This window comes from Pyxidicoccus sp. M6 (assembly GCF_055568925.1).
In genome coordinates this window covers 11,351,496-11,372,753 of record NZ_CM145714.1, presented here as the reverse complement: position 1 = coordinate 11,372,753, position 21,258 = coordinate 11,351,496, and the positions used below count along the sequence as shown (strand labels likewise).

22 protein-coding genes and 1 pseudogene are annotated in these 21,258 nt (G+C 69.8%); 13 read left to right on the top strand and 10 right to left on the bottom strand.

The window, feature by feature from the left end; genetic code table 11:
• The first annotated feature begins 8 nt into the window (after window positions 1-8).
• Both ACVTJA_RS44665 and ACVTJA_RS44660 read left to right on the top strand, forming a co-directional pair.
• The gene (locus ACVTJA_RS44665; protein WP_465829941.1) at window positions 9-311 is read left to right on the top strand and encodes a hypothetical protein; all 303 of its coding nucleotides are present in this window, start codon (window positions 9-11) and stop codon (window positions 309-311) included.
• Window positions 308-769 carry a hypothetical protein gene (locus ACVTJA_RS44660; protein WP_465829939.1) on the top strand — a complete coding sequence of 154 codons (462 nt, stop codon included), beginning with the start codon at window positions 308-310 and terminating at the stop codon, window positions 767-769. The genes ACVTJA_RS44665 and ACVTJA_RS44660 overlap by 4 nt, the downstream gene beginning before the upstream one ends.
• A gap of 6 nt (window positions 770-775) precedes the next feature.
• Here ACVTJA_RS44660 and ACVTJA_RS44655 read toward each other — a convergent pair whose 3' ends face one another.
• The 3 genes from ACVTJA_RS44655 to ACVTJA_RS44645 all read right to left on the bottom strand — a co-directional run bounded on the left by ACVTJA_RS44655 (window position 776) and on the right by ACVTJA_RS44645 (window position 5,055).
• Entirely contained in the window at window positions 776-2,419 is a 1,644-nt protein-coding gene (locus ACVTJA_RS44655; RefSeq protein ID WP_465840667.1) for a long-chain fatty acid--CoA ligase, read from the bottom strand.
• Window positions 2,420-2,512: 93 nt separating this feature from the next.
• Window positions 2,513-3,550, bottom strand: a complete 1,038-nt coding sequence (locus ACVTJA_RS44650; RefSeq protein WP_465829937.1) for a 6-phosphofructokinase — start codon at window positions 3,548-3,550, stop codon at window positions 2,513-2,515.
• A gap of 77 nt (window positions 3,551-3,627) precedes the next feature.
• Window positions 3,628-5,055, bottom strand: a complete 1,428-nt coding sequence (locus ACVTJA_RS44645) for an amidase (protein ID WP_465829935.1) — start codon at window positions 5,053-5,055, stop codon at window positions 3,628-3,630.
• Between the two features lie 171 nt (window positions 5,056-5,226).
• Between ACVTJA_RS44645 and ACVTJA_RS44640 the strand changes: the two genes are divergently transcribed.
• Window positions 5,227-5,961, top strand: a complete 735-nt coding sequence (locus ACVTJA_RS44640) for a glucosamine-6-phosphate deaminase (RefSeq protein WP_465829933.1) — start codon at window positions 5,227-5,229, stop codon at window positions 5,959-5,961.
• Between the two features lie 93 nt (window positions 5,962-6,054).
• On the opposite strand, the gene ACVTJA_RS44635 is transcribed toward ACVTJA_RS44640, so the two are convergent.
• From ACVTJA_RS44635 to ACVTJA_RS44625, 3 genes are all read right to left on the bottom strand, one after another.
• Entirely contained in the window at window positions 6,055-7,656 is a 1,602-nt protein-coding gene (locus ACVTJA_RS44635; RefSeq protein WP_465829931.1) for a vWA domain-containing protein, read from the bottom strand.
• A 276-nt stretch (window positions 7,657-7,932) separates the two neighbouring features.
• Complete coding sequence (locus ACVTJA_RS44630; RefSeq protein WP_465829929.1) at window positions 7,933-8,799, bottom strand: lytic transglycosylase domain-containing protein; 867 nt, start codon at window positions 8,797-8,799, stop codon at window positions 7,933-7,935.
• 51 nt (window positions 8,800-8,850) lie between these two features.
• On the bottom strand, window positions 8,851-9,591 hold the full coding sequence (locus ACVTJA_RS44625; RefSeq protein WP_465829928.1) for a TetR/AcrR family transcriptional regulator: 741 nt from the start codon (window positions 9,589-9,591) through the stop codon (window positions 8,851-8,853).
• A gap of 98 nt (window positions 9,592-9,689) precedes the next feature.
• On the opposite strand from ACVTJA_RS44625, the gene ACVTJA_RS44620 reads away from it, so the two are divergent.
• Entirely contained in the window at window positions 9,690-10,247 is a 558-nt protein-coding gene (locus ACVTJA_RS44620) for a hypothetical protein (protein ID WP_465829927.1), read from the top strand.
• A gap of 6 nt (window positions 10,248-10,253) precedes the next feature.
• Here ACVTJA_RS44620 and ACVTJA_RS44615 read toward each other — a convergent pair whose 3' ends face one another.
• The 3 genes from ACVTJA_RS44615 to ACVTJA_RS44605 form a co-directional block, all read right to left on the bottom strand.
• Window positions 10,254-10,787, bottom strand: coding sequence for a CBS domain-containing protein (locus ACVTJA_RS44615; protein ID WP_465829925.1), 534 nt, complete (start codon window positions 10,785-10,787; stop codon window positions 10,254-10,256).
• Window positions 10,788-10,948: 161 nt separating this feature from the next.
• Complete coding sequence (locus tag ACVTJA_RS44610; protein ID WP_465829923.1) at window positions 10,949-11,491, bottom strand: hypothetical protein; 543 nt, start codon at window positions 11,489-11,491, stop codon at window positions 10,949-10,951.
• Window positions 11,492-11,509: 18 nt separating this feature from the next.
• A complete protein-coding gene (locus ACVTJA_RS44605) occupies window positions 11,510-12,133 on the bottom strand; it encodes a hypothetical protein (protein WP_465829921.1) in 624 nt (207 codons plus the stop codon).
• 333 nt (window positions 12,134-12,466) lie between these two features.
• On the opposite strand from ACVTJA_RS44605, the gene ACVTJA_RS44600 reads away from it, so the two are divergent.
• From ACVTJA_RS44600 to ACVTJA_RS44590, 3 genes and pseudogenes are all read left to right on the top strand, one after another.
• The gene (locus ACVTJA_RS44600) at window positions 12,467-13,300 is read left to right on the top strand and encodes a Tox-REase-5 domain-containing protein (RefSeq protein WP_465829920.1); all 834 of its coding nucleotides are present in this window, start codon (window positions 12,467-12,469) and stop codon (window positions 13,298-13,300) included.
• Window positions 13,297-14,042 (top strand): annotated as a pseudogene (locus ACVTJA_RS44595) (immunity 52 family protein). The gene ACVTJA_RS44600 and the pseudogene ACVTJA_RS44595 overlap by 4 nt, the downstream one beginning before the upstream one ends.
• Before the next feature lie 302 nt (window positions 14,043-14,344).
• Window positions 14,345-14,632 (top strand): hypothetical protein, encoded by a 288-nt coding sequence (locus tag ACVTJA_RS44590; RefSeq protein ID WP_465829919.1) that lies wholly within the window; start codon window positions 14,345-14,347, stop codon window positions 14,630-14,632.
• Between the two features lie 139 nt (window positions 14,633-14,771).
• Here ACVTJA_RS44590 and ACVTJA_RS44585 read toward each other — a convergent pair whose 3' ends face one another.
• Window positions 14,772-15,680 (bottom strand): cyclase family protein, encoded by a 909-nt coding sequence (locus tag ACVTJA_RS44585; RefSeq protein ID WP_465829917.1) that lies wholly within the window; start codon window positions 15,678-15,680, stop codon window positions 14,772-14,774.
• 72 nt (window positions 15,681-15,752) lie between these two features.
• Here ACVTJA_RS44585 and ACVTJA_RS44580 point away from each other — a divergent pair, with 72 nt between their 5' ends.
• The 6 genes from ACVTJA_RS44580 to ACVTJA_RS44555 all read left to right on the top strand — a co-directional run bounded on the left by ACVTJA_RS44580 (window position 15,753) and on the right by ACVTJA_RS44555 (window position 21,253).
• Window positions 15,753-16,694, top strand: coding sequence for a LysR family transcriptional regulator (locus ACVTJA_RS44580; RefSeq protein WP_465829915.1), 942 nt, complete (start codon window positions 15,753-15,755; stop codon window positions 16,692-16,694).
• A gap of 150 nt (window positions 16,695-16,844) precedes the next feature.
• Window positions 16,845-17,528, top strand: coding sequence for a carboxypeptidase-like regulatory domain-containing protein (locus tag ACVTJA_RS44575; RefSeq protein WP_465829914.1), 684 nt, complete (start codon window positions 16,845-16,847; stop codon window positions 17,526-17,528).
• Between the two features lies 1 nt (window position 17,529).
• On the top strand, window positions 17,530-18,711 hold the full coding sequence (locus ACVTJA_RS44570) for a phage tail sheath family protein (RefSeq protein WP_465829912.1): 1,182 nt from the start codon (window positions 17,530-17,532) through the stop codon (window positions 18,709-18,711).
• A complete protein-coding gene (locus tag ACVTJA_RS44565; protein WP_465829910.1) occupies window positions 18,704-19,192 on the top strand; it encodes a phage tail protein in 489 nt (162 codons plus the stop codon). The genes ACVTJA_RS44570 and ACVTJA_RS44565 overlap by 8 nt, the downstream gene beginning before the upstream one ends.
• Entirely contained in the window at window positions 19,185-20,510 is a 1,326-nt protein-coding gene (locus ACVTJA_RS44560) for a hypothetical protein (RefSeq protein WP_465829908.1), read from the top strand. The genes ACVTJA_RS44565 and ACVTJA_RS44560 overlap by 8 nt, the downstream gene beginning before the upstream one ends.
• Window positions 20,510-21,253, top strand: coding sequence for a CIS tube protein (locus ACVTJA_RS44555; protein WP_465829906.1), 744 nt, complete (start codon window positions 20,510-20,512; stop codon window positions 21,251-21,253). The genes ACVTJA_RS44560 and ACVTJA_RS44555 overlap by 1 nt, the downstream gene beginning before the upstream one ends.
• Window positions 21,254-21,258: the final 5 nt, after the last annotated feature.

Below are 21,258 nucleotides of genomic sequence, written 5' to 3'. Positions count from 1 at the left end.
GAGGCAGCATGAGCAGGTACTGGCTCTCATATGATCTGGGGCTCCGAGGAAACTACGACGACCTCTACAGATGGCTTGCCAGATTGGATGCCAGAGAGTGTGGGGACGGTGTTGCGACCTTCACGGCGGACCTGTCGCCCGAACAGATAAAGCGAGCGCTCAAGCCCATTGTTGGCAAGAAGGGGCGAGCCTATCTGGTGGGCCCTGGCAAGGATGGAAAGTGGAGCGGCAAGTGGCTTTTCGGCAGTAGGAGGCCGGCTCCCTGGGTCGGTTATGCCGAGGTTGCGGACGAGGAGCAGGACGAGGCATGAATGTCTGCGTGGATGCCTGCTTCATGCTCGCGCTGTACGACAAGAAAGACGGGCAGCATCAGGTCGCGACGAAGCTCTTTCAGCAGTTCTTCGATTCGGCATCGCACCAGCTCGTCGTTCCCTGGCCCATCCTGTACGAGACGGTGTCGACCCGCATGGCGCGGCGGCGCGAGTCGATGGCGTTCCTCGAGCGCGACCTGACGCGTTTTCGGCGGCAGAACCGTCTGTTGATGTTGTTCGACCGGAAGATGCGCGAGCAGGCGCTCGGTGAATGCTTCGACGAGTTGAAGCGGCACGGCAGCAGCTACCGTGCCTTGAGTCTGGTCGACAGGGTCATGCGGCTGATGCTGCTCAGCCCGAAGCATCGGCTGCACGCTCTCATCACATTCAACAGAGATGACTTCGAAGATGTGTGCGTGAGCCGGAAGATCCGGCTCATCGACTCGTCGGATGACTGAACGCGCCTACCCCGCCGAGCTCACACCCGCGTTCTTCAGCAGGTGGTCGCCGTACTCGTCGCGGAGCTTCGTCTTGAGGAACTTGCCCGTCGAGTTGCGCGGAATCTGCTGGATGAAGAGGTAGTCATCCGGCATCCAGAACTTCGCGAACTGCTTCGCCAGGTGCGCGGCCAGCTCCTCCTTGGTGGCCGTGTGGCCCGGCTTGAAGACCACCGCCGCCAGGGGACGCTCGTCCCACTTCGAGTGCCGGCCGGCGAACACCGCCGCTTCCAGCACCGCCGGATGCGCCATCAGCGCATTCTCCAGCGCCACCGACGAAATCCACTCGCCACCCGACTTGATGACGTCCTTGCTCCGGTCGCAGATGCGCACGTAGCCATCCCTGTCGATGGTCACCACGTCGCCCGTCTTGAACCAGCCGTCCGCCGTGAAGCGGTCCTTCCCCTCGTCTCCGTAGTACGAGCTCGACACCCACGGGCCGCGCACCTCCAGCTCGCCCATGGTCTCCCCGTCCCACGGGAGCTTCTTCCCGTCGTCGCTCACCACCCGCGTCTCCACGAAGGGCAGCGCGAAGCCCTGCGACGCCCTCGCCGCGAGCTGCGCCTCCTGCGACGCCTCCTTCAGCTCGCCCTTCAGCTTCGCCATCGTGCCCACGGGGCTCAGCTCCGTCATGCCCCACGCGTGCACCACCTCCAGCCCGTGTCGCTGTTTGAACCCGTCAATCAGCGACGGCGGCGCCGCCGAGCCGCCAATCAACATCGACCGCACCGAGCTCAAGTCCCACTTCTTCGGCGTCGCATCCAGCAGCGCCAGGATTCCCAGCCAGATGGTGGGCACGCCGCCCGCCATCGTCACCTTCGTCTCCGCCATCAGCTCCAGCAGCGACTGCGGGTCCAGGTGCGGCCCGGGCATCACCAACGTCGCCCCCGTGAAGATGGCATCGAACGCGAGCCCCCACGCCGCCGCGTGGAACATGGGCACCACCGGCATCACCCGGTCCGCCTCGCGCATGCCCGTCACGTCCGTCATGCAGCACGCCATCGTGTGCAGCACGATGGAGCGGTGGCTGTACAGCACGCCCTTCGGATTCCCCGTCGTCCCCGACGTGTAACAGAGCATCGCCGCCGAGTTCTCATCCAGCTTCGGGAAGTCGAACACGTCCGACTCCGCCGCGAGGAGCTGCTCGTAGTCCAGCTTCCCCTCCGGCGCGGGCCCCGCGTCCGGCACCACGATGACGTGACGCAGGCTCGGCACCTGCGCGGCGAACTTGTCGAACAGCGGCAGGAGCGAGCGGTCCACCACCAGCACCGTGTCCTCCGCGTGCCGCGCGATGTAGCCCAAATCGTTCGGGTGCAGCCGCAGGTTCAGCGTGTGCACCACCGCGCCCATGGCCGGCACCGCGTAGTACGCCTCCAGGTGCCGGTAGTGGTTCCAGCTCAGCGTGGCCACGCGGTCCCCGGGCTTCACGCCCAGGCGCGTCAGTGCGTTCGCCAGCCTGCACGTGCGCTTGTAGAAGTCCGCGAAGGTATAGCGGTGCAGCGACTTGTCGGGGTTGCGGCTGATGACTTCCGAGCGCGGGAAGTACGTGCGCGCGCGCTCCAAAAAGTGGGTCAGCGTCAGCGGGAAGTCCATCATCCGTCCGGCGAGCATCGGCACCATCCCTTCGTCGTGAGGGGTGAAAGCGCCGATGCTACCGGAAGCCCGGCGCTCCTTCTCAGGGGCGCCCGGCGATGCCGCGCCGTGTCATCCGAAGAACACCTGGGCGACCTCAAAGAACTCCTTGGGCACCTTCTTCAGCTCGCGGGTGGCGTCCGCCAGGTCCACGCTGATGATGTCGTTGCCCCGCAGGGCCGCCATCTTTCCGAACTCGCCGCGGGCCACCATGTCGCAGGCGTGGACGCCGTAGCGCGTGGCCAGCACGCGGTCATGTGGGGTGGGCGCGCCGCCGCGCTGGATGTGGCCCAGCACGGACACGCGCGTCTCGAAGCCGGTGCGCCGCTCGATTTCCGCCGCGACGATGGTGCCCACGCCGCCCAGGCGCGGCCGGCCCGCCTCGTCCAGCGCGCCCGTGGTGACGAGGTGCTCGCTCTGGTCCGGAGACGTCTTGATGCGCGTGCCCTCCGCCACCACGACGATGGAGAACATGCGCCCGCTCGCATGGCGGCGCTGGATGTGCTCGGCGACCTTCGGCAGGTCCGCGGGGATTTCCGGCACCAGGATGACGTCCGCGCCGCCGGCGATGCCCGAGTACGTCGCAATCCACCCCACGTGACGGCCCATCACCTCGCAGACGATGACGCGCTTGTGGGACTCGGCGGTGGAGTGCAGCCGGTCGATGGCCTCGGTGGCAATCTCCACCGCGGTGTCGAAACCGAAGGTGAAGTCGGTGGCGTTGATGTCGTTGTCGATGGTCTTCGGCACGCCGACGATGCGCAGGCCCTCCTGCGACATGCGCGTGGCGGCGGACAGCGTGCCCTCGCCGCCGATGGCGATGATGGCGTGGATGCCGTTGCGCTCCACGGCGCGCTTCACGCGCTCCAGGCCGTTCTCCACCTTGAACGGGTTGACGCGCGAGGTGCCGAGGATGGTGCCGCCGCGGTGGAGGATGCCGGACGTCGTTTCGCGCGTGAGGCGGAAGTGGTTGTCCTCCAGCAACCCCTTCCAGCCATCCCGCAGCCCCATCATCTCGAAGCCGTGCTCGGCGGCGCGGCGGACCACTGCGCGGATGACGGCGTTGAGACCGGGGCAGTCACCCCCACCCGTGAGAACAGCAACTTTCATATGGGAATGTTCTAACCCGCCCCGCGCCGGACGGAACCCCTCAAATGTGCCTGAGCGCTCACCGGGGGACTTTCCGCCTAGCCGAACACGGCCGGGCGGCGGAGCGTCCATGGGTGCGCTGACTCCAACTGGGCGGCCAGCCGGAAGAGGGTGGCCTCGTCCCCGAAGCGGCCGATGAACTGCACGCCCACGGGCAGCCCCTCCGGGCTCCAGTGTAGCGGCACGCTCATGGCCGGGCACCCCGTCATGTTCGCCATCGGGCAGTAGGGCGTGAAGGCGGCGGCGCGGAAGAGGGGCGCCAGCGGCTCGTCCGGTGGCGAGGCGAAGGTGCCCAGCGGCGCGGGCGGCTCGGTGACGGTGGGCAGCAGCCAGACGTCCACGTCCTCGAAGCGGCGGGCGATGAGCCGGCTGAAGCGCTGCAGCTCCGCCTGGGCCAGCAGGTAGGCCGACAGGCCCTGCGTGAGGCCGAACTGGTAGAGCGCCCAGGTGAAGGGCTCGAAGTGCTCGGGCTCGGGCGTGCGGCCGCTCTTCTGCGCCATCCGGTCGATGCCGTACACGACGCCCGCGGCCCACACCGTCATGAAGTGTTGGCCCAGCACCTCGTCGCCGGGGGCCTCCAGGCTGAGCTCGAGGACGGAGTGGCCCAGGCCCTCCAGCAGCCGGGCGGCGGCCGCGACGGCGGCGAGGCACTCCGGGTGCACGGGCGCGCCCACGGAGTTGCGCAGCGCCAGTCCGATGCGTAGCCGGCCTGGTGGGGCTCCGGCCTCGAGCGCGTAGGGGCGTGCCTTGGGCGGGGCGATGTATGGGGCGCCCACGTCGGGGCCTTCCGTGGCGTCGAGCAGCGCCGCGCTGTCGCGCACGGAGCGGGTGAGGGCGTGGTCCGCGACGAGCCAGTGGTAGGGGTCCGCGAAGTCCGGCCCCGTGGGGTTGCGGCCGCGCGTGGGCTTGAGGCCGAAGAGGCCGCAGCTCGACGCGGGGATGCGGATGGAGCCGCCGCCGTCGGACGCGTGCGCGAAGGGCACCATGCCGCTGGCCACCGCCGCCGCCGCGCCGCCGCTGGAGCCTCCCGGCGAGCGCTCCAGGTTCCACGGGTTGCGGCACGGCCCGAGCAGCTCGCTCTCCGTCGTGGGCAGCAGGCCCAGCTCGGGCGTGTTCGTCTTGCCCAGCACCACGAGCCCGGCGCGCAGGTGGCGCTTCACCAACTCGCTGTCGTGGTCCGGCACGAAGTCCTTCGAGAAGCGCGAGCCGCTGGTGAGCGGGTAGCCCTCCTGCGCGGCGAGGAGGTCCTTCAGCAGGAAGGGGACGCCGGTGAAGGGCCCCTGGGGCAGTGCTCCCTTCGCGCGCAGGCGCGCGGTGTCGAACTGCTTCTGCGTCACCGCGTTGAGCTTCGGGTTGTGCCGCTCGATGCGGGCGATGGCTGCGTCCACCAGCTCCAGCGGAGTGACTTCACCGCGGCGGACGAGCTCCGCCTGGGCTGTCGCATCGAGGCTGACAAAGGGGTCCATGTCCGGACTCTAGCGCTTCCTCCATGTCGGTCGCTCGCGAGGCGCCCGTTCGCCGTGGACAGCGTTCATGCCGCGCCGCATTGAAGTGAACGGGACGGAGACTTCCGCGCTCGCGCGCCGGCTCGGGCTCTCTATGCTCGCGCGCCCTTTTCCGTGGGCGGGGCCTCTTCCGTGAAACTGCGTGTCTTCGACTCCGAACAACAGGCCGCTGTGACTTGCGCGGCACACATCGCCGCGGCGGTGCGTGCGAATCCATCACTGGTGCTGGGACTGCCCACGGGCCGCACGCCGCTCAATGTCTATCGCGAGCTGGTCGCCCTGTCCGCGCGTGGGGCGCTGGATGTGTCTCGCGCCAGCACGTTCAACCTGGATGAGTTCTTCGAGCTACCGCCCGAGGACGCGGGCAGCTTCCGTTCGTACATGGAGCGGAACTTCTTCCGGTACGTGAAGCTGCCTCGCGAGCACATCCACTTCCTCGATGGCAGCGCTCCGGACGCGGAGGCGGAGTGCGCCCGGTACGACGCGGAGCTGGTCGCGGCGGGTGGGTTGGACCTGGTGCTGCTGGGCATCGGCGCCAACGGGCATGTCGCGTTCAACGAGCCCGGAGACTCACTGCTGGCGCCGTGTCACCGCGTGAAGCTGGGGCGCGAGACGCGGCTGGCGAACGCTGGGCTGTTCGGAGACGACGCCTCGCGCGTGCCGATGGAGGCGCTCACGCTGGGCATGGGCGCCATCCTCCAGGCGAAGCACGCGGTGCTGCTCGCGTTCGGCGCGAGCAAGGCCGAGGCGGTGGCGGCGATGGTGAACGGGCCCGTGACGCCGCGCTGTCCCGCCTCGTTCCTTCAACTCCACCGCGACGCGGAGGTTTGGGTGGACCCTGAGGCTGGACGGCTCGTGTCCACGTAGGCTCCGCGCCGGTGCGCCCTTCCGGTGGAAGGAACGCTCATTCCGGCGTCGGTCCGGGTGTGGCGCCGCACCTGGAGGTCGGAAGCGTCATTCCTACCTGGAGGCCTGTGACATCCGTTCGCCGCGCAGCTCGCGCACGCGGCGCAACAGGGTGAGGAACTCCTTGCGGTCCTCCCTGCCGTCGAGCGCGCCCTCCACGAGCGACTCGGCGGTGGCGAGGCTCCAGTTCGACGCCTCGCGTGCTCCGCGCAGCAGGTCCGCGGTGCCCGCCACCGCCGCGGCGAAGCGCAGGTCCGCCGACGCCTCCTTCAGGGATGCGTGCATCATGTGGCGCTCCAGCGTGAAGCGCTGCTCGGCCGCTTCTTCGCCGTGCGGCTTCTTCGCCCGCACTCGCACGGTGGCCAGGCGCGTGCCCTCGCCGGTCAGCTCCACCTCGTACAGCGCGGTGACGGAGTGGCCCGCGCCAATCTCGCCCCCGTCCACAGCATCATTGCGGAAGTCCTTGTCCGCCACGGCGCGGTTCTCGTAGCCCACCAGCCGGTAGCGGCGCACCGCATCCGGCTCGAAGTCCACCTGCACCTTCACATCCTTCGCGATGACCTCCACCATCCCGGAGAGCCTCTCCTGGAAGACGCGCCGGGCCTCGAGCTCGGTGTCGATGTAGAAGCAGTTGCCGTTGCCCCTGTCCGCCAGTCGCTCCATCAAGTCATCGCGGTAGTTGCCCGTGCCGAAGCCGATGGTGGACAGCGTCACGCCCTCGCGGACGTGGCGGGCCACGCTCTCCAGCATCGCGTCCGCGGTCTGGTTGCGCCCGAGGTTGGTGTCTCCATCCGTGAGGACCACCACGCGCGACACGTTGTCGGGACCCACCCTCCGCGCCGCCTGCTGGTAGGCCAGCTCCAGGCCGTCCCCCATCGCCGTGCCGCCTCCCGCGACGAGCGAGTCGATGGCCTGCTCGATGCGCCAGCGCTGCATGGCGGACGTGGTCTCCAGCACCGTGCGTACTTCGCCCGCGTAGGTGGTGATGGCCACCGTGTCCGTCTCGTTGAGCCCGCCCACCGCCAGCTTCATCGCCTTCTTCGCCAGCCCCAGCCGGTCCTCTCCCTCCATGGAGCCGCTGGTGTCCACGAGGAACACCAGGTGCGTGGGCTTGCGCTCGCTCTTCGCCACCCGCCGTCCCTGGAGCCCCACCTTCAGCAGATGCCAGCCCGGCGTGAAGGGCGACGGCGCCGCCTCCAGGTCCACGCGGAAGTCCCCCGTGCCGGGCGTCGGCCCCGGCAGGCGGTAGTCGAAGGCATTCACCCATTCCTCCACGCGCACCGAGTCCCATCCCGGCAGCTCGCCCTCGTTCACCGTGCGGCGGAACATCGAGTACGACGCGGTGTCCACGTCCACCGCGAAGGTGGAGAGACGGTCCTCCCGGACCGAGGTGACGGGATTGGGCTCGTGCCGCGTGTGCGTATTGCCACTGCTGGGGGCTTCCGCGCCGCTGCCGCTGACGGACGCGCCGAGCGTGCGGCGGTTGAAGTCCGACAGGGTCTTGGTCCGGCTCCCCTGGCTGCTGGAGGAGCTGGACAGCGCCGCGGCGGAGACGCCGAAGAGCCGGAAGATGCGGTCGCTGAACAGGGCGAGGCTGGCGAGGACGACCAGGGCCGCCAGCAGGGCGATGCCGCCAAAGGTGAAGGTTCTGCTCATGGGGACCTCGGGGGAAGAGCGGTAGGCGCGGTGGGTGCCTCCTCGTCTCACGCGCAGTGGTGGCCGCGCGTCCGTCATTCGTCCGAGGTCGGTCAATGGGAGGAGGTCGGTCAACGGGCGGATGGCACGGCCAGGGCGTGTGCCGTCAGTGAGGCCGCTCGACCTCGCCACATGCCCCCGGTGATGCACGGCTTCGTCCGGCGCAGTGCCATTCTCCCCGGAGCGTGGTCGCGGGGCGTCCGCTTGTGCGAAGCGAAGAGGTGAAGTCGAAGCTGTTCAGCCGCGCCGCGCGCTCGCGGTGACGCCGGGTTTCGCCTGGGCATTCGCGGGAGCCGGTGCCTTCGCACGGGTGGGCGCCGACGGCTTGGCCTGGGCCACGGGCTTCGCGGCGGGAGTGGGCTTCGCCTGGGCCAGGGGGCTCGGCGTGGCAGCGGGCTTCGTCGCGGCCTGGGTCGCCTTCTGTGTGCTGGGCGCGGGTTTCGTCGCGGCGCGCGCGACCGGCGTCGTGACAGGTGCGGGCTTCACGGCCGGACGGGCACTCACGGGCGTGGGTGTTTTCGGCGTCGTCCGTGCAGCTACGACGGGCGCGGCCGGCCGCGTGTGCTTCCACGCCGCCATCACCTTGGGCACGTAGAACTCCGTCTCTCCGTTCCGAGGCACGCGTCCATTCACCGCGCCCGGGCCCGCGTTGTACGCGGCCACCGCGAGCTTCACGTCGCCGAAGCGCCGGAGCTGCTCGGCCAGGTAACGCGCGCTCGCGTTGATGGCCGTCTCCGGGTCGAACGGGTCCTCCACGCGCAGCATGGATGCCGTCGTCGGCATGAGCTGCCCGGGGCCCATCGCCCCCGCCGGGGAGATGCGGTGCACGCGCGTCTCCGACTCCACCTGCACCAGCGCGCGCAAGAGGCCCGGAGGCAGCCGGTGCCTGCGCTCGGCGGCGTCGATGAGCGGCTCCAGCTCCTCGTGCCCCTCCAGCAGGCACGACGGCCGGTGCTCCGCGTACGCGCGCAGCGCATCGGCTTTCTGCTCCAGGAAGGAGAACGACAGCGGAGACACCGTCGTCCCGCCCAGCCACGAGACGCCCACGTTGAGCAGCACCACGGGCACCAGCGCGCACGGCAGCAGCCATGCCCACACGGGCACGCCGAATCCGCCGCCGCCACCCTGAGCCCGCTTGCGTCCCACGCCCCACCCTTAAGGGCGCTTGGGGCCTCCGTCCAACTTCCGGCGCCCCGCCTTGCCGACCTCCGGCGGCAGCCGCAGCCCGTCCAGCACCAGCGTCGTCAGCGCGTCCGGGAGCTCCAGTGGGTTGCCGATGTCCTCCTCACTCAGCACCGCCAGGAGCAGCCGTTCCACCGCGCCCACCACCGCGAGCCCGCTCACAGCCGGGCGGACGGGTCTCAGTAGTCCATGAGTATGCGCCTTCTCCGTGATGTCCACTGCGTGACGAGCCACCAGCTTCGACAGCTCGGCGACCTTGGTGCGCGCGCCCACCGCCGGGCCCCGGCTCTCCTGGAGGTACAGCCGCACCACCCCCGGGTACTGGAGGAGCGCCCCGACGATGACGGCCGCCACCGCGCGGTAGGCGTCGAACATGGCCTCCACATCTCGCGCCTGCTCGAGGGAGCGGCCGCACGCCTCCATCCCCTCGAGCAGCTCGCCCCGCACCGGCTCCAGCAGCGCATCCACCAGGGCGGCCTTGTCGTCGAAGTACCGGTAGAACGTCCCCTTGGCCACCCCGGCCGCCTGGGTGATGTCGTCGATGGTGACGGCGTCCAGGCCCCGCTCCAGGAAGAGCTTCAGCGCCGCGTCCTCCAGCTCCTTCGTCCGCTCACGCCGGTGGGCCTCCCGCCGCCCGCCCGGACGCCCGGGCCTGCTGCCTGCCTGTGGGGAAGTGTCCGCTCCCGCGCCTCGGTGGGGCTCTTTCGTCGCCATCAGCGTGCACTCCGACGTGTTGCGGTATAGAAAAAGAGTGACCAAATAGTCATCATTCGCAGCGTGGCGTCGGCCGGGCGCCCGCCGGAGAGGCAACGATGATCGGCATTCCACTCGGCTGGGCGTACTCCAATTTCGGGGAATGGGCGCTGCACAAGTACGTGCTGCACGGCCTGGGGAAGGCTCGGGACAGTGTCTGGAGCTTCCACTGGCACGAGCACCACCAGAAGTCGCGGCGGCACGACATGGTGGATGACCAGTACATGCGCTCGCTGTGGACCTGGTCGGCGAAGACGAAGGAGCTCCTGGCGCTGACGGCGCTGGCGGTGGCGCATGCGCCGCTGTTCCCGGTGGCGCCCTTCTTCGTGGGCACGGTGTGGGTCTGCGCGGTGAACTACTACCGGGTGCACCGGCGCGCGCACCTGGACCCGGCGTGGGCGCGCGAGCACGTGCCGTGGCACTACGACCACCACATGGGGCGCAACCAGAATGCGAACTGGTGCGTGACGCACCCGTTCTTCGACAACGTCCTGGGCACGCGGCGCGAGTACCTCGGCGTGCAGCCGCCTGCTTCGCTGGAGTCCGTGAAGCCCGCGCCCGCCGCCGTGCAGGACTCCGTGGCTCCGGCGGCGGTGGCTCCGGCCGGCGCGGCCTGAAGCGCTTCAGCGCGTACGGCGGTTCGCGGCCTTCTTCGCGGGAGCCTTGCGAGCGGGGCGCTTGCCGGTGGGCTTCGCCTTGCGCACGGCGGTGCGGGCGGCTCCCTTCGCGGCGGCCTTGCGTGGGGCGGGCTTGCGCTCGGGCACCGGAGCCGCGCGCGAGAGGACCGTCTCCAGCGCGCGCATCGCGTCCGTGGTGGTGAAGATGCCGAGCAACTGCGTGCCGCGCATGATGACGGCCGAGCCGTACTTGTGGCGGCCCATCTCCCCGGCCACCTCGGCGAGCGGCGTCCCCGCCTGCACCGTGTAGCAGTCCTGGGACATGGCCTCCTCGACGTTGACCTCCTTCGGGTCCACGTCCTTCAGCGTCTCGACGAGGTGCAAATCGCGCTGGGAGACGAGCCCCACCAGGCGCCCGCCCTCCAGCACCGGCAGGTGGCGGATGCCGTACTCGTTCATCACCCGGTGGGCCTCCGCCAACGGGCTCTTCAGCCCGATGGTGTGGACGGAACGGGTCATGAAGCTCTCGATGGTGTCCATGAAGCGAAGTCCTCCTGGCCCGGAAATGGGCTCCAGGAGGGGAGATAGCAAGGCCCCGGCCAGCCCTCCAGCGGGCCACGGCCGGGGCCTTCATGGGCAACAGTCGCGCAGCCGCTGCGTGCCCCGGGTGGGGCCGCGCAAGGGCTGCGTGGCTGTTACCGTCAGAACACGAGGTCGAAGTAGTTCGACCGGGCGCGGATGCCCGCGCACGCCCGGAGGGTGGCCGTCCAGTCCTCGAGGGGCAGAGAGCCGCGGGCGGTGAAGATGAACTCCAGCTCGTCCTCGCGGGCCAGGTCCAGCAGGTCCACGGCGCCGCTGCTGGTGAGCTCGATGGTGTTCGTGGGCGCGGTGCTGGTGCGGCGGTACTCACCGATGAGGATGGTGTCCTCGGTGCCCGGCTTGCGCACGGCGACGCTGGCGCGTTCGATGCCGCTGATGTTCGTGTCGGCCGTCACCTCGAAGACCTTGAGGCGCAGCTCGGTGTCCACGTCGGCGTCCTCGGGGAGCGGGTCGGAGAGGTCTCCGAGCGGGAAGGTGAGGGATTGCTGGACGCTCGCGGTGCCGGGGATGGCGGCGGGGAACTCGAGGTCCGGCTCCGTCTTGCAGATTTCCTCGGCCTCGGCCTCGATGAAGAAGAGCGAGTCACAGCCGGTGGCGAAGAGCGCCGCGGAGAGGAGCAGGACGCGGAAGGAAGTCGTTCGCATGGGAATCAGGCTCCGGCTCTAGAAGAAGTACAGGAGGAACCCCACCTTCACGGAGGGGACGGTGGCGCGCACGGAGAGGTCCCGGGCGGTGATGCTGGGGTCGTTGGCGACGTCCTGGACGATGGCGCTCGCGTCGTCGACCTTGAGCGCCACGTAGCTCAGGCCGAGGTGAAGGAAGAAGTTGAAGCGGCTGGCCGAGCCGATTTCGAGGCCGACGCTGCCTCCGACGTAGTCGTAGGTGACGTCGCTGGTGGACGAGCCGGTCGGCCTGGCGCCGAGCCAGTCGACGACGTCGTTGTACTCGGAGCCGAAGTAGTGGCCCGCCTCGGCGTTGATGGACGGCGCCACGAAGGTCTGCATGGGGAGGAGGCTGACGCCGCCGCGCACGCCGAAGCTGAGCGTGTTGGTGGTGGGGCCCGCCTGCAGGCGCAGCCAGGGCAGCGGCCGCAGCACCGCGGACAGGCCGACGCCGTGGGGTGCGCCCGCGTCGAGCAGGACGCCGAAGCGGCGGAGCTGCGGCTCGCCGGAGGCGTCCTGGGCCAGCGCCGGTGTCGCGGCCGCGAGCGCCAGGAGACAGACGCAGATTGCGCCGTGCTGTCGTAGGGGATGTGCCGTGCGTCTTCTCGTCGGGGATGTCGCCATCGTCATAGGAAGTTCCAGCGTGGTTCCGGCCCGGCGACCATCATTTGGCGGCACGAGCGGAAACGGAAGTCACGTCGAGGGAAATGACCCGCGAATGAGTGCGGGCGGACAGGGATTGTGGGGGACCTGCCGAGCGTATGGGAGCACGTTTTCCGGGGCTGTCGAGTAGGTTGAGGCTTCATGCGCCCGAGGCGGAGCGAAGGCTTCATGACGCGGTGTGGTTGGAGCCTGCTGCTGGCGTGTCTTGTCGCGGGTTGTGCGTCGGTGCCCTCGGCGTCTGACGGGGTTCTCGGGTATGGGGCCGGGCCGCGGCAGCGGGGCCGGGTGGTCGCCATGGCGAGCCCCATGGTTGTTTCCCAGGGCGGAGTGCGGCTCGACACGTTCGAGCAGTTGCTGGTGGCTGCTGGGGTGGACTCCGCGAAGGGGTTGCCTCCTCGTGATGAGGACCTGACTCCGGACGACGCAGCGCGACTGCTGGCATTGCTGCTGACGCGGCCGGTGACGCTGGACAGCTTTCCGCCAAGGCTTGCGGCGAGCCACCTGCTGCGTGAGGTGCTCGCGGGTGGCGAAGTGTCACGTGAGGAGTTGCTGCGGAGGGTCGAGCGCTTCACCCTCGTGGCGGTGCTGAGGCCGGATGGATACCTGGCCTGGACACGCAGCGGACGCACGCAGCAGGGCGTGGGGCCGGTGCAGTGGAATGACGGTTCCTTCCGCGCGGGGCCGTTCGAGCTGGGGCGCTTCTACTCGGGGAAGGGTGGGGCGTTCCGGTTGCTGGATGAGCGGTTGAGGGATGCCGGTGGTGGTGCTCTGGCGGAGGTGTACGACGACGCCGACTACCTGGGGCGCTCGCTGGATGGCGCGGAGGAGGCGTTCGTCGAGCTGGCCGCGGCGATGGGGCAGTTGCTGAAGTTCGATGGCTACACGAATGGCGTGCTGCTGGAGACCAAGGGGCCCGGTTACGCAAAGTTCCTCAAGAATGGGAGCTTCAGGTCATGGTTCCGGGGTGCGGACGGATTTCTTCAGCAGGCGGAGCGCCAGTTCAAGGCGGCAATGGGAACACCCATCCAGTGGCATTTCGCGGAGCGAGAGGTCGCTGACGCAGTGCGAGCCATGCTTCGTGAGAGCGAGCTCGGGGACATCCAGGTGGTCTTCACGCCGGTCCGATGACAGAGAGCATTCGCAGCATGATTGAAACGTACTACGCAGGTGCGTACTGGCCCGGGCGCGTCGAGCCGTTGGAGGCCTACGCTTACCGCGCGGAGACCTTCTTCCACCTGCTGGCCTCCGCGGACCCGACCTTCACGCGATGGCTCGAAAAGGCAGGTTCTCGCTCGGCGGCGCTCGAGCTTCAGTTCACACCGAATGCTGAAACGCTGCTCGGCCTCTTCGAGAAGAAGCAGTACAAGCGCGACGAGGATGGCATCTCCTTCTCGGCCTGGAATGGAGAATCGGATGAGTCAGCAGCGCGGTCCGGTTCGCTTGCGGCCCGATATCGTCACTCCTGGGCGATTTCTGCACGCTAAGCCTTCCGACGGAAGGGCCTGTCCGGGAGCGAGTCTTGTCCGCGGCCACGCTCGAACAGGTGCTGCGAGCCATGGTCCTGGCCTGGGAGCCGGAGTGGGCCATCGTCACGTCCCAGGCTCATCGGGATGAGGTCTTGAAACTCTCCAAGGCGGGAACGTTTGTCGGCTGGGTCATGTACTTCGCGCACAGTCGAGGGACGCTGCCTCCATTGCCAGACCCCGTTCGCACGAAGCCCGTAGGCGACAAAGGCACTCTCGTCATCCTGACCCCTGAGCGCTTCAGTGCCAGCAATCCAGCGCACGTTGAGCTCGCGGCTCATGTGCAGAACCTGCTGGTACAGTCGGGGCTGCTGAAGCCTCTCAGCCCATCACCATCGCCTGTGTGACGACGGCCGGGTCCATGCCCTGGTGCGCGCCTCAAGCACCCACGACGACATGGGCCCGCACCGGGAACGTGCCCATGCCCCGGACGCGAGGCGGCACGGCTGCGCTCGACCCACTGTGACGCCGCCGCCCAGGGCGCGGTGCGAGAGGAGTCCACGCTCGTGTCGCGCAGGCCTGCTTCCGCCGCTTGCGCTCCGTGCGCTCGGACTTCTTCGCGGGCTTACGTCCGCACCTGGCGTAAGCTGTGAAAGCCAGAAAATCTGGCAACTGCTGTCAAACCTCGTGGAACCCAGGAGCTCTTCCGATGCGACTCACCTCTTCATTGCTGGCTGTCTTCGCGGGCCTCACCCTCTCCATGGCGGGCTGCGGCGGCGGCATGTCCGAGCCCGAGCAGGCTCCCGCGTCCGAGTCCATTTCCGTGGATGAGCAGCGCCCCGAGGGGGACGTCACGCAGCAGGCCCTCTGCCCGCTCAAGTGGTACTGCGATACCACGCGCCGGTACTACAACACGGGGGAGCTGTGCGCCGCCGCATGTGGCAGCGTCGCCTGCTACCGTGAGCACCAGTGTGGTGGCGGCTGCCTCTGCCCCTGAGTCACACCGGAGGACGGGCCGAGGACGGGGCGGGGCCGAGGCGCCCGCTCCTTCCTCGGCCGCATCCGGAACGCAACGAACGGAGCCACGTCCTTGAAGGCGAAGCGCGGGTGCTTCTCCCGCGCCTCGCCCATGGACCTCACCGAGGCTCCACGACGGCGTAGGCCCGCACCGGGAACGTGCCCATGCCCTGGACGCGGGGCGGGGCGGCGTGGAATCGGAATCCCTCCACGGGAAGCTGCTCCAGCCCGCGCAGGTGCTCGACGATGGGCACTCCCGCCGCGAGCAACACGGTATGCGCGGGCCGGGTTCCATCTCCCGTGTCGTCGATGTTGACGGAATCGATTCCCACCAGCGCCGCGCCCTGCTCGGCCAGCCACTCCGCTGAGGCCTTCGTGAGGAACGGCGCCTCGCGGCCGTATTGCTCCGTCCCCCAGTGCCTGTCCCATCCCGTGTGGACCAGCACCGCGCGCCCACGCACGTCGTACGGCAGGAACACATTCCGGTCGATGGCGCGCTCGCGACTGTCATCCACCCGCACCACCAGCCCCACGAGGTCCGCGAGCGAGCCGAGCGGGACGGCCGCATGGTCCGCGCCCCCTTCATATCGATGCGACGGCGCATCCACGTACGTGCCGGTGTTCGCCACCATCGAGATGCGCGCGATGTGGAACTCGGTGCCCTGCGCGTAGCGGGCCCGTGAGGCCTCTCGCGTCAGGTGCTCGGTGATTTCGGGACCGGGCAGCCCCGGGTACGTCGTCATGCCATGGCGGATGTCGTGGCTCAGCTCCACCAGCCGCCGCTCCACTCGCGCACCCGGAGGCACCATGCCTCGCGAGCCCTTGTGCGCCTCGCGAATCAATTCCTTGCGGCGCACCTCGACCTTCCCCGCCATCAGCAGCCCCAGGTGCCGGACGAACGCCGCCGCGAGTGCGTCGTCATCGATGTCCGTCCCCGGAATGTCGAGGCGAAACCCTTCCACCTCCAGCCAGCCCCCGTTCTGGAACTCCACCTTCGCATCGAACTGCACGCGCCATTGCTCGGACATGCCCGTTACCTTCAATGAAGCAGTGCTAACGTTCAATCTCGACTTTCTGAAGTAACGCTTGGGACATTCTGAATGGACATCGACCCCCGTCGTCTCCGGGTCCTACGGGCCGTGGCGCTGCGCGGTGGGGTGATGGATGCCGCCCGGCTCCTGCACCTCACGCCCTCCGCCGTCTCCCAGCAGCTCGCCCTGCTCGAAGAGGAAGTAGGGCTCTCCCTCTTCGACCGCTCACGCCGACGCATCGAGCTCACCTCCGCGGGGCGCCTGCTCGCCGCCCGCGCGGAGCGCATCGAGTCCGAGCTGGCCGCTGCCCGGCAGGAGCTCGCCAGCCTCAGTGGCCGAGCCATGGGGCGCGTGGTGGCGGCGGGATTTCCCACGGCGATTCGCCACCTCCTCGTGCCCACCGTGGAGCGGCTCGCGCGCACCCACCCGGACGTCCTTCCCTCCATCGTCGAGCTCGAAGGGCCCGAAGCCCTCCGGGAACTGCACACGGGCGGCGTCGACCTCGTCCTCAGCGAGCACGATGGAGGCGAGATGCCTCCCGCACGTGCGGGCAGCGTGGCCCGGCCGCTGCTCGACGACGAGTACCGCGTCGTGGTGCCCCGACGCTGGTCGCCGCGACCGCGCTCACTGGCGGACCTCGCCAAAGTGCCTTGGGTGGCGGGCTCTCCCGGCACGGCCTGTGCCGAGGCCCTCGACCGGCTCGGCGAGGACCACGGCTTCACACCGCGGCGCGCGCATACGTGCACCGAATTCCCAGCGGTCCTGGCCCTGGTGTCCGCGGGACTCGGCGCCGCCATCGTTCCCCTGCTCGCGCTCGCGGACCTGCCCGCGGGGACGGTCGCGCTGGCCGCGACGCCGGGCGTGGGCTTCCGCCGGCTCTGCGTCTGGCACCGCGCGCCTCGCCCCGCACTGGAGCCTGTCGTGGGCGTCCTCCTCGATGCACTGACAACCGTGGCGGCGAAGCTGGACCCGCTGTCGCTCGCGCGTGGAGTGACGAAGCCGGCCCGCTGAGCAGGCGCGAGGCTCCGTTGAAGTCCCGACGTCCCGCCACCCCGCGGGTCACTACCTGATGCATGGGGCCGGTGAGACCTTCCCCTCCCGGAAAGCACGGACGGCGAGGATGCCATCCGTGTGCTCCGGCCCAGGGCTGGGGGGGACCGGATGATCGACGAAGTCGATCAACGCATGAAGGCGTGGGTGGGCCGCATCGCCGGTGACATCCCCGTGTTTCTCGGGGTGCCGGACCGTGAGTCGCTCGAGCGCGGCGTCTGCCTCTACCTCCTCGAGCTCGGCCCCGCTCCGCCCCCGCGCGGCGGCGGCCGCACCCCGCTGCAAATCTCCGTCTGCTACCTCATCACCACCGGCGGCGAGTCCCCCGAGAGCGCGCACCGCCTGCTCGGCGAGCTCGTCTTCGCCGCGATGGAGGAGCCCGACTTCGACGTGGAGCTCACGCCCATCCCCACCGCCGTGTGGGCGGGCCTCCGCTCCGCGCCGCGTCCGGGCTTCCGCCTGCGCGTCCCCGTGCGCCGCGAGCGCCCGCAGCCCGTCGTCCACCGCGTGCGCTTCCCCGTCGTCACCAGCTCCGTCCCCGCCGAGGTGCTCTTCGGCTGCGTGGTGGGCCCCGGCGACGTGCCCATTCCCGGCGCACTGGTGGAGCTTCCGGCGCTGAAGCTCACCACGCGCACGGACTCGAAGGGTTGCTTTCGTTTTCCCCGCGTGCCGCCAGTGGCCACGCTGGGGCGGCTGGAAGTGCGGGCGAAGGGGGAGGTGCTCGCGCTCGGACCGGAGGCGCTCGCCGCCGAGCCACAGCCGCTGCTCATCCGCCTGCCGCTGAAGGAGGAGTGACGTGCCGAACTACCTGACGCCCGGCGTCTACGTGGAGGAGGTTCCCAGTGGGACACGCTCCATCCAGGGCGTGGGCACCACCACCGCGGCCTTCGTGGGCCGCGCACCCGCCGTGGATGCCCGGCTCCACCAGGCCGTGCCCGTCAATGGCTGGGCCCAGTTCGTGAAGGAGTTCGCCCCGCCCGGGACGCCCGGCACGCCGCTCGCCCGCGCCGTGTATGGCTTCTTCGAGAACGGCGGACGGCGCTGCTTCATCGTCAACATCGGCGACAGCGAGAGCGTCGTGGGCGACCCCCGCAGGCGTCAGGGCGTCGCCGTGTTGGAAGAGGTCGGCGAGGTGGCCATGGTCTCCGCGCCCGGCTTCGCCACCCCCATGGCCTGGGACGCGCTGCTGACCCACTGCGAGAAGATGAGGGACCGCTTCGCCATCCTCGACGCGCCCGAGGACGTGGACGACATAGGCCGCCTCACCAAGGTGGCCACGGGGGAACCGGGCGGCGGTCTTCATCCCCGCGACTCGCCACAGGGCTACGGCGCCCTCTACTACCCATGGTTCTCCGCGGTGGACCCCATGGGAGACGGGAAGACGCTGGTCAACGTGCCGCCGTCCGGCCACATGGCCGGCATCTACGCGCGCACCGACGTCACCCGCGGCGTCCACAAGGCGCCGGCCAACGAGGTGGTCCGTGGCGCCATGCGGCTGGTGCGCGACGTGACGCCGGAAGAGCAGGGCGAGCTCAACCAGGTGGGCGTCAACTGTATCCGCTACTTCCCGCGCGGCGGCATCCGCGTGTGGGGCGCGCGCACGCTGGCATCTCCCGACAACAGCGAGTGGCGCTACATCAACGTGCGCCGGCTCTTCAACTTCGTGGAGGAGTCGATTGCCCTGGGCACCAACTGGACGGTGTTCGAGCCGAACGACCCCACGCTGTGGAAGTCGATTCGTCGCGACGTGAGCGCCTTCCTGCTGCGGCTGTGGCGCGACGGAGCGCTGATGGGGCGCACGCCGGAGGAAGCGTTCTTCGTGCAGTGCGACGAGCAGGTGAACACGCAGGAGAGCATCGACGCGGGGCAGGTCTTCGCGGTCATCGGCATGGCGCCGGTGAAGCCCGCTGAGTTCATCATCTTCCGCATCGGCCAGCACGCCGGTGGCACGGAAGTGGAGGAGGCATCCAATGGCTGAGGCCAAGGCTCCCGAGGCACCGCCGCCGGCCCAGGACGCGGGCGCGCAGCCGGGTGCGCCCACGGACCCGTTCCGCAACTACAACTTCAAGCTGCTCATCGACGGGGTGAACGAAGGGCACTTCCTGTACTGCTCGGAGGTGCACGTGAAGGTGGCCGCGCTGCGCTACCGCGAGGGCGGCGGCGGGCCGGTGGTGCGCCGGCTTCCCGGGCCCATCTCGCACGGGGACGTGGTGCTGCGCTGCGGCTTCACCACGTCGCCGGAGTTGTGGACGTGGTTCCTCGCCACGACGGCCGGCCAGCCCCAGCGCAAGAACGTGTCCATCCTCATGCTCGACGTGGATGGGCTGACCGAGCGGCTGCGGTGGAACCTCAACGAGTGCTGGCCGTCGGAGTGGAAGGCGCATCCGCTGGATGCGCTCGGCCAGGAGATTGCCATCGCCTCGCTCACGCTGGTCTACGAGTCGCTCACCCGTGGCTGAGACACCGCAGACACCCTGGCGCGCCGCCTGGGTGCGCGCCGTGGCCCGCAGGGTGAAGACGTGGGCGGAGTCCGTGCTCGCCGAGGAGGCGGGGACGGCCTCCGCCACGGGAGCACCGCGTCCGGAGTCCGTGCTCGGCGAGGATGCCCGGCTGGCCGCGACGCGCTCGGCGTTCGAGCCAGGCGCGGCGGGCTCATGGTCTCCGGAGTCCGGCATGGCGAGGGCTCCCGCCGCACCTCCTCCACTGGGGCCCATGTCGCCGGGCGCCACACTCGAAGCCATGGAGGCGCGCTGGCTTCGCGACATCGAAGCGCGTCGCAGGGGCCCCGTAGGGGATTGGGTGGCGCGTGTGACGAAGGGCGCGCCTCGCGTGCTGGAGGAACTGGCTCGCGAGGGGCTCGCGCCTCCTGGTTCGCCGCGCGGAGCCGGGGCCACCACCGCCATGCCGCGCAGACCCTCACCGCCCCGCGTGCCAGCGACGACGGAGGAGCCGCGTTCCGTCGTGCAGTACCTGGCTCCTCCTGAAGCGGAAGCGGACTCGCATGTCGCCGAGCCGAGCGTGCGTCCGGCGCCGCCGTTCCCCTTCGAGACCACGGCCCGTGCTTCACGGCCGACGCCTCCACCCGTCGCCGCGCTCTGGCCGGCCATGCCGCCGCGTCGTCCGGAGCCGGAGCCCACGCGGAGCACGCCCCCGCCTTCATGGGGCCTGGGGCCGGAGAACTTCGCGGCGTTCCGCGTGCCTCCCACGCGCACCCCTGTCAGCGCGGAGTCCCGTCCTCCGCTCGCTCCCGTGCCGCGTGAAGTGGCCCTGCTTGAGACTGGCGCTCCCGAGCGCCGCTCTCCGTGGGACGACCTTCCTCCCTTCGCGAGCGGGGAGCGCGTCACCCGCACACCCACGCGCGTGCCCGCTCCCGCGACGACGCTTTCGGAGGAAGGGCCGAGGGCCTTCGCAGAGCGCCTGAAGGCACTGCCGGCCCTGGACCTGCCCCGCGTGCACACGCCCTGGCAGCCACAGGAGGAAGACGCCGGTCTTCGCCCCGAGCCTCGCGAGCCTCCGCGCGGCCGCGTGTCGTACCTGACGGACGAGGGCACGTGGGACGGCGCTCGCGCTCCCGCCGCGTGGAGGCCGCGCCTCGTGGAAGCACCCCCGCCCACGCCTCCCGACGTGCCCGGCACTCATGACGAGTCCGTGCCGGCCACCGCGAGCCCGTGGCCCGAGCTGCCTCCCGCTCCCGCGCCAGAGAGCACGGAGGCGGTGGTGGAGCTCCGCCAGTGGGAGCGACGCCGACGGCTGGACCGCGAACAGCGAGGTGAGTGATGGAGCGCGTGGCCTTCCTCATCGAGCCCGGCGGCGAGCGCATCGGGGCCTTGCTCAACCCCGAGACGCTCGTCATGCGCCGCGTGGCGGGACTCCATCCCCGGCGCGCGCTGGGCGGCTCGCTGCCGTGGGGCGGGCCCGGGGATGACCCGCTCATCTTCACCGGCGGAGGCAGCACGGAGCTGACGCTGGACCTGCTCTTCGACGTGTCACTCTCCGGCTCCACTCTCGAGACAGAGGATGTGCGCGAGCTGACCGAGCCATTGTGGCGCCTGGCGGAGAACGGCCTGCGCGAGGACGGCAGCATGCGGCCGTCGTATGCGCGCATCGTCTGGGGCAAGTGGCTCAACTACCTCGGCGTGGTGGCCGCCGTCGCGGAGCGGCTGGAGCACTTCACGACCACTGGCGCGCCGCGCCGCTCGTGGCTGCGCATGCGCCTGCTACGCGTGGAGGATGAGGCGGGCGCGCCGGAGCCCGTCTTCACGGAAGAGCCTCCGGACGCGGACGAGGTCGCCGCCAGACTGGCGCCCGAGGACTACGAGGCGCACACCGTGCTGGGCGCCAGCGAGGAAGAGGGAGCTCCGGGTGGGCAGCGCCTGGATGAAATCGCATACCAGCGCTACGGGGACCCGTCGCTGTGGCGGCTCGTTGCCGGGCTCAACGGCGTGGCGGACCCCAACAACCTTCCGGCGGGCCAGGTGCTGCGACTGCCCACCGCCGAGGCACTGCGGAGGGTGATGTGAGCCGC

Coding starts and splice junctions, on each gene's coding strand:
- ACVTJA_RS44650 (WP_465829937.1), bottom strand. CDS start 3,550: ATGAAAGTTGCTGTTCTCACGGGTGGGGGTGACTGCCCCGGTCTCAAC.
- ACVTJA_RS44635 (WP_465829931.1), bottom strand. CDS start 7,656: ATGAGCAGAACCTTCACCTTTGGCGGCATCGCCCTGCTGGCGGCCCTG.
- ACVTJA_RS44610 (WP_465829923.1), bottom strand. CDS start 11,491: ATGCGAACGACTTCCTTCCGCGTCCTGCTCCTCTCCGCGGCGCTCTTC.
- ACVTJA_RS44605 (WP_465829921.1), bottom strand. CDS start 12,133: ATGGCGACATCCCCGACGAGAAGACGCACGGCACATCCCCTACGACAG.
- ACVTJA_RS44655 (WP_465840667.1), bottom strand. CDS start 2,419: ATGCTCGCCGGACGGATGATGGACTTCCCGCTGACGCTGACCCACTTT.
- ACVTJA_RS44585 (WP_465829917.1), bottom strand. CDS start 15,680: ATGTCCGAGCAATGGCGCGTGCAGTTCGATGCGAAGGTGGAGTTCCAG.
- ACVTJA_RS44600 (WP_465829920.1), top strand. CDS start 12,467: ATGGCGAGCCCCATGGTTGTTTCCCAGGGCGGAGTGCGGCTCGACACG.
- ACVTJA_RS44645 (WP_465829935.1), bottom strand. CDS start 5,055: ATGGACCCCTTTGTCAGCCTCGATGCGACAGCCCAGGCGGAGCTCGTC.
- ACVTJA_RS44665 (WP_465829941.1), top strand. CDS start 9: ATGAGCAGGTACTGGCTCTCATATGATCTGGGGCTCCGAGGAAACTAC.
- ACVTJA_RS44580 (WP_465829915.1), top strand. CDS start 15,753: ATGGACATCGACCCCCGTCGTCTCCGGGTCCTACGGGCCGTGGCGCTG.
- ACVTJA_RS44575 (WP_465829914.1), top strand. CDS start 16,845: ATGATCGACGAAGTCGATCAACGCATGAAGGCGTGGGTGGGCCGCATC.
- ACVTJA_RS44620 (WP_465829927.1), top strand. CDS start 9,690: ATGATCGGCATTCCACTCGGCTGGGCGTACTCCAATTTCGGGGAATGG.
- ACVTJA_RS44625 (WP_465829928.1), bottom strand. CDS start 9,591: ATGGCGACGAAAGAGCCCCACCGAGGCGCGGGAGCGGACACTTCCCCA.
- ACVTJA_RS44555 (WP_465829906.1), top strand. CDS start 20,510: ATGGAGCGCGTGGCCTTCCTCATCGAGCCCGGCGGCGAGCGCATCGGG.
- ACVTJA_RS44590 (WP_465829919.1), top strand. CDS start 14,345: ATGCGACTCACCTCTTCATTGCTGGCTGTCTTCGCGGGCCTCACCCTC.
- ACVTJA_RS44565 (WP_465829910.1), top strand. CDS start 18,704: ATGGCTGAGGCCAAGGCTCCCGAGGCACCGCCGCCGGCCCAGGACGCG.
- ACVTJA_RS44615 (WP_465829925.1), bottom strand. CDS start 10,787: ATGGACACCATCGAGAGCTTCATGACCCGTTCCGTCCACACCATCGGG.
- ACVTJA_RS44660 (WP_465829939.1), top strand. CDS start 308: ATGAATGTCTGCGTGGATGCCTGCTTCATGCTCGCGCTGTACGACAAG.